The 14,134-nt window shown below is 76.3% G+C and carries 16 protein-coding genes; 11 read left to right on the forward strand and 5 right to left on the reverse strand.

The features are described 5' to 3' along the window. Positions 1-49: 49 nt before the first annotated feature. Both ACRYM0_RS17565 and ACRYM0_RS17570 read right to left on the reverse strand, forming a co-directional pair. Positions 50-1,168 (reverse strand): Gfo/Idh/MocA family protein, encoded by a 1,119-nt coding sequence (locus ACRYM0_RS17565; protein WP_432507135.1) that lies wholly within the window; start codon positions 1,166-1,168, stop codon positions 50-52. Further along, complete coding sequence (locus tag ACRYM0_RS17570; protein WP_432507136.1) at positions 1,165-1,917, reverse strand: sugar phosphate isomerase/epimerase family protein; 753 nt, start codon at positions 1,915-1,917, stop codon at positions 1,165-1,167. Before ACRYM0_RS17570 ends, ACRYM0_RS17565 begins: the two co-directional genes overlap by 4 nt. Positions 1,918-2,054: 137 nt before the next feature. Here ACRYM0_RS17570 and ACRYM0_RS17575 point away from each other — a divergent pair, with 137 nt between their 5' ends. From ACRYM0_RS17575 to ACRYM0_RS17610, 8 genes are all read left to right on the forward strand, one after another. Further along, positions 2,055-2,447, forward strand: coding sequence for an ankyrin repeat domain-containing protein (locus tag ACRYM0_RS17575; RefSeq protein WP_432507137.1), 393 nt, complete (start codon positions 2,055-2,057; stop codon positions 2,445-2,447). 58 nt (positions 2,448-2,505) lie between these two features. Then, on the forward strand, positions 2,506-2,916 hold the full coding sequence (locus ACRYM0_RS17580; RefSeq protein WP_432507138.1) for a TOBE domain-containing protein: 411 nt from the start codon (positions 2,506-2,508) through the stop codon (positions 2,914-2,916). Next, positions 2,913-3,686 (forward strand): molybdate ABC transporter substrate-binding protein, encoded by a 774-nt coding sequence (gene modA / locus ACRYM0_RS17585; RefSeq protein ID WP_432507139.1) that lies wholly within the window; start codon positions 2,913-2,915, stop codon positions 3,684-3,686. The genes ACRYM0_RS17580 and modA overlap by 4 nt, the downstream gene beginning before the upstream one ends. Next, the gene (locus ACRYM0_RS17590) at positions 3,683-4,507 is read left to right on the forward strand and encodes an ABC transporter permease (protein WP_432507140.1); all 825 of its coding nucleotides are present in this window, start codon (positions 3,683-3,685) and stop codon (positions 4,505-4,507) included. The genes modA and ACRYM0_RS17590 overlap by 4 nt, the downstream gene beginning before the upstream one ends. Beyond that, a complete protein-coding gene (locus ACRYM0_RS17595; protein WP_432507141.1) occupies positions 4,504-5,589 on the forward strand; it encodes a sulfate/molybdate ABC transporter ATP-binding protein in 1,086 nt (361 codons plus the stop codon). Before ACRYM0_RS17590 ends, ACRYM0_RS17595 begins: the two co-directional genes overlap by 4 nt. 75 nt (positions 5,590-5,664) lie before the next feature. Further along, a complete protein-coding gene (locus ACRYM0_RS17600; protein WP_432507142.1) occupies positions 5,665-6,549 on the forward strand; it encodes an ABC transporter ATP-binding protein in 885 nt (294 codons plus the stop codon). Then, positions 6,546-7,739 carry an ABC transporter permease gene (locus tag ACRYM0_RS17605; protein ID WP_432507143.1) on the forward strand — a complete coding sequence of 398 codons (1,194 nt, stop codon included), beginning with the start codon at positions 6,546-6,548 and terminating at the stop codon, positions 7,737-7,739. The genes ACRYM0_RS17600 and ACRYM0_RS17605 overlap by 4 nt, the downstream gene beginning before the upstream one ends. Before the next feature lie 55 nt (positions 7,740-7,794). After that, positions 7,795-8,805 carry an iron-siderophore ABC transporter substrate-binding protein gene (locus ACRYM0_RS17610; protein ID WP_432507144.1) on the forward strand — a complete coding sequence of 337 codons (1,011 nt, stop codon included), beginning with the start codon at positions 7,795-7,797 and terminating at the stop codon, positions 8,803-8,805. Here ACRYM0_RS17610 and ACRYM0_RS17615 read toward each other — a convergent pair. Then, positions 8,727-9,653, reverse strand: coding sequence for a class II glutamine amidotransferase (locus tag ACRYM0_RS17615; RefSeq protein WP_432507145.1), 927 nt, complete (start codon positions 9,651-9,653; stop codon positions 8,727-8,729). The genes ACRYM0_RS17610 and ACRYM0_RS17615 overlap by 79 nt on opposite strands. A gap of 43 nt (positions 9,654-9,696) precedes the next feature. Then, positions 9,697-10,536, reverse strand: coding sequence for a PhzF family phenazine biosynthesis protein (locus ACRYM0_RS17620; RefSeq protein WP_432507146.1), 840 nt, complete (start codon positions 10,534-10,536; stop codon positions 9,697-9,699). A 56-nt stretch (positions 10,537-10,592) separates the two neighbouring features. On the opposite strand from ACRYM0_RS17620, the gene ACRYM0_RS17625 reads away from it, so the two are divergent. The 3 genes from ACRYM0_RS17625 (at position 10,593) to ACRYM0_RS17635 (ending at position 13,510) form a co-directional block, all read left to right on the forward strand. Next, entirely contained in the window at positions 10,593-11,234 is a 642-nt protein-coding gene (locus ACRYM0_RS17625; protein ID WP_432507147.1) for a TrmH family RNA methyltransferase, read from the forward strand. Positions 11,235-11,391: 157 nt separating this feature from the next. Next, a complete protein-coding gene (locus ACRYM0_RS17630) occupies positions 11,392-11,907 on the forward strand; it encodes a hypothetical protein (RefSeq protein ID WP_432507148.1) in 516 nt (171 codons plus the stop codon). A gap of 124 nt (positions 11,908-12,031) precedes the next feature. Continuing rightward, positions 12,032-13,510 carry an NCS2 family permease gene (locus tag ACRYM0_RS17635; RefSeq protein ID WP_432507149.1) on the forward strand — a complete coding sequence of 493 codons (1,479 nt, stop codon included), beginning with the start codon at positions 12,032-12,034 and terminating at the stop codon, positions 13,508-13,510. Between the two features lie 18 nt (positions 13,511-13,528). Here the strand turns inward: ACRYM0_RS17635 and ACRYM0_RS17640 are convergent, their stop codons facing one another. Beyond that, entirely contained in the window at positions 13,529-14,071 is a 543-nt protein-coding gene (locus ACRYM0_RS17640) for a GNAT family N-acetyltransferase (protein WP_432507150.1), read from the reverse strand. Positions 14,072-14,134 lie beyond the last annotated feature (63 nt).

Here is a 14,134-nt window from a genome sequence, read left to right on the forward strand (position 1 = left end):
TGGCCTCCACCCGCGGGTGGTGGCCACCGCCGCCGGACCGGTGGTGCGCTCAGACGGTGCGGGCGGTGGGGTCCCAGTCCGCCGGCAGCGGCTCGGCCGCCTCGACGGTGCTGGTCACGTCGACGAACTGCCGGCTCTTGATCGACTCGTCGACGGAGACCAGCACGTCCACGACGTGGTGGGCCAGCGCGCCCTGCACGCGGTGCGGGCGCCCGGCGCGGATCGCGCGCGCCATCTCCAGCACGCCCGTGCCGCGGGTGGAGGTCGCCTTCGTGGAGGCCAGCAGCTCCCACTCCTCCGAGCCGGTGCGCCGGATGCGCACGTCGCCGTCGAAGTTGTTCGGGTCGGGCACCTCCAGGGTGGCCTCGGTCCCGGTGATCTCCACGAAGCCGTGCCGGGTCAGCGGGGAGTCGAAGCTGAGGATGCTCTGCGAGCTCTGCCCGCTCTCGAACTGCGCCAGGGCGCTGACGTGGGTGGGCACCGTCACCTCGAAGCTCTCGCCCGCCCTGGGCCCCGAGCCGATGACGCGGGAGGCCCGCGACTTCGACCCGATCGCGGCGACCGCGGCCACCGGGCCGAACGCCTGCACCAGCAGCGTGAAGTAGTACGGGCCGATGTCGAACAGCGGCCCGGCGCCGTGCTGGAACAGGAACGCCGGGTTGGGGTGCCACGACTCCGGGCCGGGGGACTGCATGAGCGTCAGCGCGCTCAGCGGGGTGCCGATGTCGCCGCGGCGGATCGCGGCCAGCGACGCCTGCACGCCGGCGCCCAGGAAGGTGTCGGGGGCGCAGCCCAGCCGCACGCCCGCGGCGGCCGCCTGGGCGAGGAGGGTCTCGCCGCCGGCGCGGTCCAGCGCGATGGGCTTCTCGCTCCACACGTGCTTGCCGGCGGCGATGGCCGCGGAGGAGACCTCCACGTGCGCGGCGGGGATCGTCAGGTTGACGACGACCTCCACGTCCTCGTTCTGCAGGACCGCGTCGATGCCGCCGTGGTGGGGCACGCCGTGCGCCTCGGCCCGGGCCTTCGCCGCCTCGGGGAAGAGGTCGCCGATCGCGTGCACCCGCACGTCGGGGAAGGCGGTGAGGTTCTCCAGGTAGGTGCCGGAGATGACGCCGGCGCCGATGAGGCCGATGCCGACGGGGCCGGTGCGGGGCTCGGGTGCGCTCACGCCTGCGCCCCCTTCCCGGCGAGGTAGGCGTAGCCGCCGGCGACGGCGTCGAAGACGTCACCGGTGGTGTCGTCCAGCTCCACGACGCCCAGCTGCACGCCGGAGGAGGCGGCGAGGATCGCGGCCACGTCGATCGAGCCGGTGCCGAGGGCGACCTGGTTCTTCGTCTCGCGGGTGCCGTCGCCGTCCTTCAGGTGCACGGCCTTGACGCGCTCGCCCAGCCGGCCCAGCAGGGCCGCGGGGTCCTGGCCGCCGACGGCGACCCAGTAGGTGTCGACCTCCAGGGCGACGGCGTCGTCGAGGGAGTCGGCCAGGACCTCCAGGGCGGTGCGCCCGCCGATGAGGTTCTCCAGCTCGAACCAGTGGTTGTGGTAGCCGATGGTGACGCCGGCGTCGGCGGCGCGGCGCGCGGCGGCGTTCAGCTCGGCGGCGATCGCGGCGACGTCCTCGGCGTTCGTCCAGCGCTCGGGGTCCACGAACGGTTCCACGACGAGCGTGGTGCCGGTGGTGGCGGCGGCGGCGAGGACCTCCTCGACGTCACCGCCGACGACCTTGGCGTGGGTGCTGGGGGCGCTCAGGCCGTGGGCGGCCAGGGCCGGGGCCAGCTTCGGCGCCCACTCGGTCAGGCCGAACGGCTCGACCTTGCGGAAGCCGATGGCGGCCAGGCGGGCCAGGGTGCCGTCGGTGTCGGCCGCGAGCGCGTCGCGGACCGTGTACAGCTGCACGGAGATCTTGTCGGTGTCGAGCACGTCGTCCTCTCGGGTCCTTCGCCGGTCGCGGCTCGGGCGGCGCGACCCGCGGGCGACGCTGCACCGAACCGGTTCAGTGCACCGTAGGGGCGCGGCGGCCCACGCGCCAGCCCCCCGGCCGCCGTTACCGTCGGGTCGTGACCGCGGACCTGAGCGACGACGAGCTGCGCTTCCTGCAGGAGACCTTCGAGCTGGCGCGCGGGGGAGCCGCCGCGGCGCTGCTGGAGCGCCTGGACGCGGGGGTGCCGGTGGACCTGACGAACTCCTCCGGCGACACCCTGCTGATCCTGGCCGCCTACCACCGCCACGAGGAGCTGGTGCGGGCCCTGCTCGAGCGCGGCGCCGACCACGCCCGCGTCAACGACAAGGGCCAGACCGCGCTGGGTGCAGCGGTGTTCCGCCGCGACGAGCCGACCGTGCGCGCCCTGCTGGCCGCCGGGGCCGACCCCGAGCTGGGCCGGCAGTCCGGCGTGGCCGTGGCGCAGGTGTTCGAGCTGCCGGAGATGCTGGCGATCCTGCGCGGCGAGTGACGCACCTGCGGCCGCCACCGGCTCGCGGTGCCGCAGGTGCGGCCCCTAAGCTGCCGCCGTGCCGCAGTACCGGATCCGCGAGGTCGCCGAGCTGCTCGGCGTCTCCGACGACACCGCCCGTCGCTGGACCGAGGCCGGGGCGCTGCCCGCCGCGCGCGACGGCGCCGGGCGCCTCGTCGTGGACGGCGCCGCCCTGGCCGCCTTCGCGGTGCGCAACTCCGCCGGCGCCGCGCCCGACGCCACCGGGGTGGCGCGCTCGGCGCGCAACCGCTTCGCGGGCCTGGTCACCCGCGTCCTCGTCGACGGGGTCATGGCGCAGGTGGAGATGCAGTGCGGGCCGCACCGCGTGGTGTCCCTGATGAGCCGCGAGGCCGCCGAGGAGCTGGGCCTGCAGCCCGGCAGCCGCGCCACCGCCGTCGTCAAGGCCACCACCGTGGTCGTGGAGACCGCGGCGGGGGAGCGGGCGTGAGCGCGCACCGGGCCCCGCGCGCGCTGGTCGCCGCGGCCGCCGCGCTGGTGGCCGCGCTGCCCGCCGGGTGCGCCGACGCGGACGGGGCCGGGCGGACCCTCACCGTGTTCGCCGCCGCTTCCCTGCAGGAGGTGTTCACCGAGGTGGCGCAGGACTTCGAGCGCGACCACCCCGGCGTCGACGTCGCGCTCAGCGCCGCCGGCTCCTCCGACCTGGCCACCCAGATCGCCGAGGGCGCCCCCGCCGACGTGTTCGCCTCCGCCGACGAGGCGACGATGGCCCGCGTCACCGGTGCCGGCCTGACCGCCGGCGAGCCGGAGGTGTTCGCCACCAACGTCCTGACCATCGCCACCCCCGCCGGCAACACCGCCGGCGTCACCTCCTTCGCCGACCTCGCCCGGCCCGGGCTCGCGGTGGTCGCGTGCGCGCCGCAGGTGCCGTGCGGGGCCGCCGCGCAGCGCGTGCAGGAGGCCACCGGCGTCGCGCTGACCCCGGTCAGCGAGGAGTCCTCCGTCACCGACGTCCTGGGCAAGGTCACCTCCGGCCAGGCCGACGCCGGTCTCGTCTACGCCACCGACGTCGCCCGCGCCGGCGACGCCGTCACCGCCGTGCCGTTCCCCGAGGCGGCCGGCGCGGTCAACACCTACCCCGTCGCCGCGCTGCGCGACGCCGCCGACCCCGCGCTGGCCGCGCAGTTCGTCGACGCCGTCACCGGCCCGGCGGGGCGGCAGGCCCTCCTCGCCGCCGGGTTCGGGGTGCCCGCCGCGTGAGGGCGCGCGCCCGCCGGGAGCGCCGCGCCGCCGCGCCCGTGGGCGGTGCGCTGCCCGCCTGGGTGCACGTGCCCGCCGCCGCCGGGGCGCTGCTCGTGCTGGTCCCGCTCGTCGCGGTCGTCGCCCGCGTGGACTGGCCGCGCTTCGGCGCGCTGGTGACCTCCCCCTCCTCCCTGGCGGCGCTGCGCCTGAGCCTGGTCACGGCCACGGCCAGCACCGCCTGCTGCCTGCTGCTGGGCGTCCCGCTGGCCCTGGTGCTGGCCCGCGCCCGCTTCCCGGGCCTGCGCGCGCTGCGCGCGCTGGTGCTGCTGCCGCTGGTGCTGCCGCCCGTCGTCGGCGGGCTCGCGCTGCTGTACGCGGTGGGCCGGCGCGGCCTGCTCGGACCGGCCCTGGACGCCCTCGGCGTGCAGGTCGCCTTCAGCACCCTCGCGGTGGTCCTGGCGCAGACGTTCGTCTCGATGCCCTTCCTCGTCGTCAGCCTCGAGGGGGCGCTGCGCACCGCCGGTGAGCGCTACGAGCGCGTCGCCGCCACCCTCGGCGCGCGGCCGGGCCGGGTGCTGGTGCGCGTCACGCTGCCGCTGGTGGCGCCCGGGCTGGCGTCCGGCGCGGTGCTGGCCTTCGCCCGCGCCCTGGGGGAGTTCGGCGCCACCCTCACGTTCGCCGGCAGCCTGCAGGGCGTCACCCGCACCCTGCCCCTGGAGATCTACCTGCAGCGCGAGACCGACCCGGACGCCGCGGTCGCCCTCTCGCTCCTGCTGGTCGTCGTCAGCGTGCTCGTGGTGGTGGGCGTGCGGGGCCGGCCCGGGCCCCGGGTCGCGTGAGCGGCCTGGAGGTGGCCGCGCAGCACGGCCCGCGCGGCCTGGCCGTGGACCTGCGGGCGGCCCCCGGCGAGGTGCTGGCCGTGCTCGGGCCCAACGGCGCGGGCAAGTCCACCCTGCTGGACCTGCTGGCCGGGCTGCTGCGGCCCACCGCCGGCCGCGTCGCGCTGGGCGGGCGGGTCCTGGCCGCCGCGGGCCCCGGCCGCGAGGTCTTCGTGCCCGCCCACCGCCGCGGCGTGGCGCTGCTCGCCCAGGACCCGCTGCTGTTCCCGCACCTGAGCGTCGCCGGCAACGTCGCCTTCGGCCCGCGCAGCGCGGGGGCGCCCCGCCGCGAGGCCCGCGAGCGGGCCGCGCGCTGGCTGGACGCCGTCGGCGCCGCGCACCTCGCCGGCCGCCGCCCGCGCGGGCTCTCCGGCGGCCAGGCCCAGCGGGTCGCCCTGGCGCGGGCGCTCGCCACCGGCCCGCGCCTGCTGCTGCTCGACGAGCCGATGGCCGCCCTCGACGTCACCGCCGCCCCCGAGGTGCGGCAGGTGCTGCGCGAGGTGCTGCGCGGCGGGCACGCCCCCCGCGACGGCACCGTGCTCGTCACCCACGACCTGCTCGACGTCCTCGCCCTGGCCGACACCGTCGCCGTGCTCCAGGACGGCCGCGTCGCCGAGCGCGGTGCGGTGCGCGACGTCCTCACCCGCCCCCGCAGCGCGTTCGCCGCCCGGATCGCCGGGCTGGTCCTGCTCGCCGGCCGCGCCACCGCCGGTGGCCTGCGCACCCCCGACGGCACCGACGTCGCCGGCGTCGTCGACGACGGGTGCTCGCCGGGGGAGCCGGCGGTCGCGGTCCTGGACCCCGCCGCCGTCGCCGTGCACGCCACCGACCCCAGCGGCAGCCCCCGCAACCGCTGGCGCGTCACCGTCACCCAGCTGGAGCCGCGCGGGCGGGCGGTGCGGGTGCGCGGGCGCCACGGGCCGCTGGAGCTGTTCGCCGACGTCACCGTGGAGGCCGCCGCCGAGGCGCGCCTGACCCCCGGCGACGAGGTCCACTTCGTCGTGAAGGCCACCGCCGTGCGGGTGCACGCCGCCGGCGGCTGAACCCCGCCGAGCGGGGGAGGGGCGGTGCACCGAACGGGTGACGCGCCGGCGCTCGCACGTCCCTACGGTCGCCCCGTGCTCGTCCTGGACTCCATCACCCGCCGCTTCGGCGACCGCCTCGCGCTGGACGCCGTGAGCCTGGCCGTTCCCGACGGGCGCATGGTGGGTTTCGTCGGCGCCAACGGCGCCGGCAAGACCACCACCATGCGCATCGCCCTGGGCGTCCTGGCCCCCGACTCCGGCACCGTGACGTTCCGCGGGCGGGTCCCCGACCTCGCCCAGCGGCGCCGGTTCGGCTACATGCCCGAGGAGCGGGGCCTCTACCCCAAGGGCCGGCTGCTGGAGCAGCTGGTGTTCCTGGCGCGCCTGCACGGCGTGGACCGCGCCGCCGCCACCACCCGCGCGCAGGAGCTGCTGGAGCGCCTCGGCCTGGGGGAGCGCGCCGCGGACAAGCTGGAGTCGCTCTCCCTGGGCAACCAGCAGCGCGTGCAGGTCGCCGCCGCCCTCGTGCACGACCCGGAGCTGCTCGTCCTGGACGAGCCGTTCTCCGGCCTGGACCCCCTCGCCGTGGACGCGATGGCGGAACTGCTGCGCGAGCGGGTCCGCGCCGGCGTCGGCGTGCTGTTCTCCAGCCACCAGCTGGACCTCGTGGACCGCCTGTGCGACGAGCTCGTCATCCTCGCCGGCGGGCGCGTCGTGGCCGCCGGGGAACCGGAGGAGCTGCGCCGGGGGCGCGCCGGGTCCCGGTACGCGCTGGCGGCGGACGGCCCGCTGGAGTGGGTGCGCGACGTGCCCGGGGTGCGACCGGTGGACTCCGCCCCCGGTCGCGTCGTCGTGGAGGTGGAGGGTGCCGGCACCGACCAGCGGCTCCTCGCCGAGGCGCTGCGCCGCGGCCCGGTGCGCTCGTTCGCGCCCGTCGTGCCGTCCCTGTCCGACCTGTTCTCGGAGGTGTCCCGGTGAGCGCGACCGCGAGCGTCCAGCGCCAGTGGTGGCTCGTGGCCGAACGGGAGGTGCGCGAGCGCCTGCGCGACAAGGGGTTCGTCTTCTCCACGCTCCTGCTCCTGGTCATCGTGCTGGCCGCGGCGTTCCTGCCGGGCCTGCTCTCCGGCGGCACCGACCGCTACGACGTGGCCGCCACCCCCGCCACCGCCCCGCTGCTGGCCGAACGGCCCGGTGAGGGCGGCGACGTGCGCGTCGAGGTGCGCACCGTCGCCGACGCCGCCGCCGCGGAGGCCGCCGTGCGCGCCGGGGACGTCGACGCCGCGGTGCTGCCGGCCGCGTCCGGCACCGCCGAGGTCGTCGGCGACCGCAACGTCCCCTCGGGGCTCGCGGACGTCCTCTCGGCGCGGGTGCGGGCCGCGCAGTCGGTGGCGCTGCTGACCGGGGCGGGCGTGGACGAGACCACCGCCGAGCAGGTCCTCACCCTGCCGCCGCCCGCCCAGCGCCTGCTCGACCCGGACGCCGTGGACCCGTTCACCACCTACCTGCTGGGGCTGGCGTTCGCGATCCTGTTCCTGCAGATCGTCGTCATCTTCGGCTACTCCATCGCCCAGAGCGTCGTGCAGGAGAAGCAGACCCGCGTGGTGGAGCTGCTCGTCACCACCGTGCCGGTGAACCAGCTGCTCGTCGGGAAGATCGTCGGCAACGGGCTGCTGGCGCTGGGGCAGATCGTGCTGCTGGTGGCCGTCGGCCTGGGCGGTCTGGCGGTCGCCGAGCCGGAGCTGCTGGAGAGCCTGCCCAGCGTGCCCGCGGCCGCGGTGTGGTTCGTGGTGTTCTTCGTCGTCGGCTTCGCGATGCTCTCGTGCCTGTGGGCGGCGGCCGGGGCGATGGCCAGCCGGCTGGAGGACCTGCAGTCCACCGCCACCCCGGTGCAGATGCTCGTCATGCTGCCGTTCTTCGCGACGTTCGCCGCCAACGACCCCGGCACGCTGCAGACCGTCCTGTCGTACGTGCCGCTGTCCTCCCCGATGGTCATGCCCAAGCGGGTCCTGCAGGGCGACGTCGGCTGGACCGAACCGCTCATCGCGCTGCTGGTCATCGCCGCCACCGCCGCGCTGTTCGTCGTCGTCGCCCGGCGGCTGTACGAGAACTCCCTGCTGCAGACCGGGCGCAGCCTGTCGCTGCGCTCGGCGTGGCGGCGCGCGGCCTGATCCCGCGCCGGGCAGACCGCACCGGCGCGGGGTGAGGTGAGGCTACCCTCGGCGCGTGCACCGTCGATCCGTCCTCACCGCGCTGGCCGCCTCCGGCGCCCTGGCCACCCTGTCCGCCTGCGGCGGTGAGGAGGACCCCGCGGCCGCGGGCTCCACCTCGTCGGGCACGTCCGCCTCCGGCGGGAGCGGCGCCTTCCCCGTCACCGTCGAGCACGAGCTCGGCTCCACCGAGATCACCGAGGCCCCCACCAGGGTCGTGACCGTCGGCTACAACGAGCAGGACTTCGTCCTCGCCCTGGGCATCACGCCCGTGGGCACCCGCAAGACCCTCAGCTACGACTCCGCCCAGCGGCCGTGGGCCCAGGACCTCCTGCCCGAGGGCGGGATCCCGGAGGTCGGTGAGGCGGAGCTGAACCTCGAGGCGATCGCCGCCCTGCAGCCCGACCTGATCATCGGGGCCTACTCCTACATGGAGCAGGGCCTCTACGACCAGCTCAGCGCCATCGCCCCCACCATCGCCGACGTCCCGGGCCCGACCGAGGGCGCGGCCGCGACCTGGCAGGAGGAGCTGCGGGTCATCGGCCAGGCCCTGGGCCGGGTCGAGGAGGCGGAGTCGCTGACCGAGGAGGTCGAAGCCGACTTCCAGGACGCCGTCGACGCGAACCCCGACTTCGCCAGCAGGACCGTGACCGTCGCCCTGATCATCAGCGGCCAGTACTACCTGCTGGGTGCCGGCGACCCGCGCGGCAAGTTCTTCCAGGAGCTCGGCTTCGAGGGCAACCCCGTCGAGGGGGAGCTCAGCGCCGAGCAGGCCTCCGTCATGGACACCGACGTGCTCGTCGTCCTGGGCGCCACCGCCGAGGAGTTCACCGCCAACGGCGCGGCCGCCGGCCTGGCGGTCGTCACCGAGGGGCGCACCGTCTACATGCCGATCTTCGAGGACGACTTCGCCGGCGCACTGGGGTTCTCCAGCCCGCTGTCGCTGCCCTACGCGATCGAGCAGGCCGTCCCGGTGCTGGCCGCGGCCGCCGACGGCGACCCCGGCACGGTGCCCGCCACCCTCTGACCGCGGGCCGCCGCACCCTCCAGGTCGCGCACCCGCACCTGGAGGGTGCCCAGCCGCACCGTGGTGATCGACGCCGGCGGCAGCGGCTCCCAGCCCGTGGTGTCGATGCCCGCCGAGGTGAACACCACCGCCCCGTCCGGGCGGCGCAGCAGGCTCATCCGGTAGTAGCCCTCGACGTGGTCGCGCGGCAGGTCCGCCGGCGCCAGGCCGCTCGCGCACAGGTCGGCCAGCGGCACGGGTGAGCGCTCGCTGGCGTGCACGACGACCACCTCGTCCGCGCTCAGCAGGACCGCGTTGAAGCTGGCGCCCGGGAACGCCTCGCGCAGCCGGACCGTCGCGCGGGCCGCGGCCGTCGTCAGGTCCGCGCCCGCGTCGGCGTACCGGCGCACCAGCGCGAAGATCCGCTCGCTGTCGGTGCCGCCGCGCACGTCGGTCAGGTGCCGCTCGCCGACCAGGTCCTCCAGCACCGGCACCGACGGCACCGAGCCGTTGTGGGCGAAGGCGACGCCGCCGTGCAGGAACGGGTGGCTGTTCTCGTGCCCGACCGTCATCCCCGGCGTGGCCAGGCGCAGGTGCACCAGCCGCGCGGTGCTCGGCCGCTCCGCCAGCGCCGCCGCCCCGCGGCGCGAGCGCTGCACCGGCAGCGCGTCGCGCACCCGCCGGACCTCGCGGGTCCCGTCGACCCACGCCGTGCCCCACCCGTCGGCGTGCAGGCCCGACAGGCCGCGGAACGCCGCCAGCCGCTCGGCGCCGATCAGCTCCGCGAGCGTGGTGGGGCCCGGAGCGGCGAAGGCGAGGAGCCGGCACACGAGGACCTCCAGGGGACGAGCGGGCGTGACCAGGGTCATCGGCGCGCCGCGGCGGCGGCTGAACCGCCCCGGAGCCACCGCCTCAGAGCCGGACGGTGCCCTCCACGCAGGTCGTGCTGTCCCCGCCCACCCACACCGCGCCGTCCAGCGTGCGCACCCGCACCACGCCGGCCCGGCCCACCCGGGTGCCCTGCGCGGCGGTGTAGTCCGGCGGCAGGGTGCCGTCCCCGGTGAGCCACTGGGCGAGGCCGGCGTTGAGGCTGCCGGTCACCGGGTCCTCCGGCACCCCCAGCTCCGGCACGAACGCGCGCACCTCCACGGCGTGCTCCGACCCGGCCGGGTGGGCGCCGACCACCCCCAGCGGCAGGTCGCCCAGGGCGGGCGCGTCGACCTCCACCTCCAGAACCCGCTGCGCCGAGGTCAACCGCAGCGCCGCCCAGCCGGGGCCGTTGTCCACCCACCGGTGGTCCAGCACGTCCGCGCGGGCCAGGCCCAGCGCCCGCACCGCCCGTTCCAGGACGTCCTCCTCCAGGGGACCGGTGCGCACCAGCGGCGGCGCCGCGAAGCTCAGCGCGCTCCCGTCGCGGCGCACCGGCACCAGCCCGGCACCGCACTCCTGCACCACCACGTCGCCGCCGCGCGGGCGCCCGCCCGCCCCCAGCCACGCGTGCGCGGACCCGAGGGTGGGGTGCCCGGCGAACGGCAGCTCCCCACCGGGGGTGAAGATCCGCAACCGGTAGTCCGCTCCCGGGTCGGCCGGCGGCAGCACGAACGTCGTCTCCGACAGGTTCGTCCACGCCGCGAACCGCTGCATCGCCTCCGCGTCCAGACCCTCGGCGTCCAGGACCACCGCCACCGGGTTGCCCCGGTACGGCACGGCGGAGAAGACGTCGACCTGCGCGAACGGGCGGGGACGGGGCACGGGCACTCCTCGGGGGAACCGGCGGGACGCTGACAGGGGGCTGACAGGATGGACCGGTGCCGGGCAGCGAGCAGGGGGACGCGCCGGAGCGCGTGGTCGGGGTCGGCCCCTGGGAGGGCCCCTGGCCGGACGACCCCCGCTACGACCCCGAGCTGCTGCGCGAGGGCGACCGCCGCAACGTCGTGGACGCCTACCGCTACTGGTCCAACGCCGCGATCGTCGCCGACCTCGACACGCGCCGGCACCCGCTGCACGTCGCGGTGGAGAACTGGCAGCACGACGCGAACATCGGCTCGGTGGTGCGCACCGCCAACGCGGTCAACGCCGCCGGGGCCCACGTCGTGGGGCACAAGCGCTGGAACCGGCGCGGCGCGATGGTCACCGACCGGTACCTGTCGGTGCACCACCACGCCGACGTGGCCGCGCTCGCGCACTGGGCGGGCGAGCGCGGCCTGCCCGTGGTGGGGATCGACAACGTCGACGGCTCGGTCCCGCTGGAGACGTACGACCTGCCCCGCGCGTGCGTGCTGCTGTTCGGCCAGGAGGGCCCGGGGCTGACGGACGAGGCGGTGGCGCACTGCACGGACGTGCTCGCCATCGCGCAGTTCGGCTCGACCCGCTCGATCAACGTCGGCGCCGCGGCCGCCGTGGCGATGCACGCCTGGGTGCGCCGCCACGTCTTCGGCCAGCGCCCCTGACGCCACCCCCCCACCCCACCCGCGATGATCAAGGAAGTTGCAACATGCATGATCACGGTGATCAAGGATGTTGCAACTTCCTTGATCACCGCGGGAAGGGGATGCGGTGCGGTGCGGTGCGGTGGCGGGGGAGCGCGGGGCCGGGCAGGGTGGCGCCGTGGGGCTGACGATCACCGAGGCGGACGGCACGCGCCCGGCGGTGCTGGCGCGGGCCGCCGCCCGCGGCGTGCTCGGCGGGCTCGCGGGGGCGGTGGCGACGGTGGCCGGGCAGCGCGTCGAGCGCGCGGTCACCGGCCGGCCCGCGTCGCACGTGCCGGGACGCACCCTGTTGATCCTGCTGGGCCGCCACCCGGGTGACGACGAGCACCCCGTCGCGGCGACGCTCGCCGCGCAGGTCGCCACCAGCGCCGCCCTCGGCGCCCTGCGCGGGGTGTGGCGGGCCAGCGGCCTGCTGCGGGTGCGCGCCGACGTCGCGCAGACCCTCACCCGGATCATCGTCGACCAGACCCTGCAGAACGCCACCGGCGCGGGCGCCCCGCCGCGCACCTGGCGCAGCGGCGAGGGCGTCGTGGAGGTCCTGCACGCCGCGGTGGACGCCGTCGTCACCGGCCTCGTCGTCGAGAACCTCGTCGATCCCGTGCTGGAGTCGCGCCGCGGCACCACCAGCCACTGAGCGTCCCGGGCCGCCGACGGCCCGTGCGGGCGTTCCCGGTCGCGGCGCCGGCTCTGGCAGGATCCGCACGGGCCTCGACGTCGCGGCCGCACGCCGCTCCCGCTCGAGAACGCCCGAGGTGCTCATGGCCACCCCCACCGAACCCGCCCAGCGGCGCTCCGCGCTGGACCGGTACTTCCGGATCGCCGAACGCGGCTCCACCGTCGCCCGCGAGGTCCGCGGCGGCCTGGCCACGTTCTTCACGATGGCCTACATCGTCGTGCTGAACCCGCTGATCATCGGCACCCAGCCCGACAGCACCGGCGCCTTCCTCGGCGGCGGTGACGCCCCGGACCTCGCGGCGGTCGCCGCGGCCACCGCGCTCGTCGCCGGGGTGATGACGATCCTCATGGGTGTCGTCGCCAACTACCCGCTGGCGTTGGCCACCGGCCTGGGCCTGAACGCGTTCGTCGCCTTCGGCGTCGCCGCGCTGCCGGGGATGACGTGGGCGGACGCGATGGGCCTGGTGGTCCTGGAGGGCCTGATCATCCTGGTCCTCGTCCTGACCGGTTTCCGGGAGGCCGTCTTCCACGCCGTGCCGGCGCAGCTGAAGACCGCCATCAGCGTCGGCATCGGCCTGTTCATCACCATCGTGGGTCTCGTCGACGCGGGATTCGTGCGCTCCGGCAGTGGCACCCCCCTGGAACTGGGCATCGGCGGCTTCCTCAACGGCTGGCCCACGCTCGTCTTCGTCGTCGGGCTCCTGCTGATGATCGTGCTCATGGCGCGCGGAGTGCGCGGGGCCATCCTCGGCGGCATCGTCGCCGCCACCGTGCTCGCCGTCGTCGTCGAGGCGATCGCCCAGCTGGGCCCGCGCACCGGCGCCGACGGCGAGGTGCGCGACGCGCGCGCCTGGGGCCTGAACGTGCCGGCGCTGCCGGACTCCTGGGTGGACACCCCGGACTTCTCGCTGCTCGGGCAGTTCAACCTGCTGGGCTCCTTCGAGCGCATCGGCGTCGTCAGCGTCGTCCTGCTCGTCTTCACGCTCCTGCTGGCCGACTTCTTCGACACGATGGGGACGATGGTCGCCATCGGCAAGGAGGGCGACCTGCTGGACGCCGAGGGCAACCCGCCGGGCACGCGGCGCATCCTGGTGGTGGACTCGCTCGCGGCCGCGGCCGGCGGCGCCGCGGGCGTCTCCAGCAACACCAGCTACATCGAGTCCGCCACCGGCGTGGGGGAGGGCGCGCGCACCGGCCTGGCCAGCGTGGTCACCGGGGTGGCGTTCCTGCTGACGACCTTCCTGGCGCCGGTCGTGGCGATCGTGCCCTACGAGGCCGCCACGCCCGCCCTCGTCGTCGTCGGGTTCCTGATGATGACGCAGGTCAAGGGCATCGACTGGGACGACGTGGAGATCGCGCTGCCCGCGTTCCTGACGATCGTGCTCATGCCGTTCACCTACTCGATCAGCGCCGGCATCGGCGCGGGCTTCGTGGCGCACGTCGTCCTGAAGGTCGCGCGCGGCAAGGCGAGCCAGGTGCACCCGCTGATGTGGCTGACGGCCGCCCTGTTCGTCCTCTACTTCGCGATCGACCCCGTCAAGGAGGCGTTCGGCGTCGGCTGAGCCGGGCCCCGCCGGCGCTCACCACACGTCGCCGCAGCGCCAGTCGCACAGCAGCCGGGTGGTCACGTCCAGCGCGCCGGCGGGGTCGTGGACGTGGACGCCGCCGTCGTCGTCGGGCGTGGCGCGCACCCCCTCGGGGGTCACCACGCCCGTCGGCCCGCTCCACACCCGCCAGCCGCGCGGGCGGTACAGCCGCGCGCCGTCGTCGGAGGCGCCGAGGAACACCGCCTCGTGCGCGCGGGCGGCCAGGTCCTCCACGACGCCCATCAGCGCCGAGCCCAGCCCGCGGCGGCGGTGCGCGGCGGCGACCGCGACGGCCTCCACGTACCCGGCGCGCACCGGCCGGCCGCCGGCGACGAGGGAACGCTGCACCAGGGCGGCGTGGCCGACGAGGGCGCCGTCGAGCCGGGCCAGCACGTGCAGCCCGCCCAGGGCGTGGTCGAGGTCGGTGTCGTCGACGTCGCCGACGAAGGCGTCGTCGAGCAGGAGGCGCACCTCGCGCAGCCGCCGCGGCCCCAGGTCGGCGGTGTGCACGACGGTCAGGTCCCAGGGAGCGTCCACCGCGCCAGCCTGCCTCCCGGCCCGGACGCGCGGAACCCCCGGCGCGGTGCGCGCCGGGGGTTC

Origin of the sequence: Kineococcus arenarius subsp. arenarius (genome assembly GCF_050871845.1) — a bacterium.
Lineage (GTDB): Bacteria > Actinomycetota > Actinomycetes > Actinomycetales > Kineococcaceae > Kineococcus.

What these genes read in the sequence shown, in the direction of transcription:
- ACRYM0_RS17635 (WP_432507149.1), top strand. Translation starts at nt 12,032, where the DNA reads ATGGCCACCCCCACCGAACCCGCCCAGCGGCGCTCCGCGCTGGACCGG.
- ACRYM0_RS17615 (WP_432507145.1), bottom strand. Translation starts at nt 9,653, where the DNA reads ATGACCCTGGTCACGCCCGCTCGTCCCCTGGAGGTCCTCGTGTGCCGG.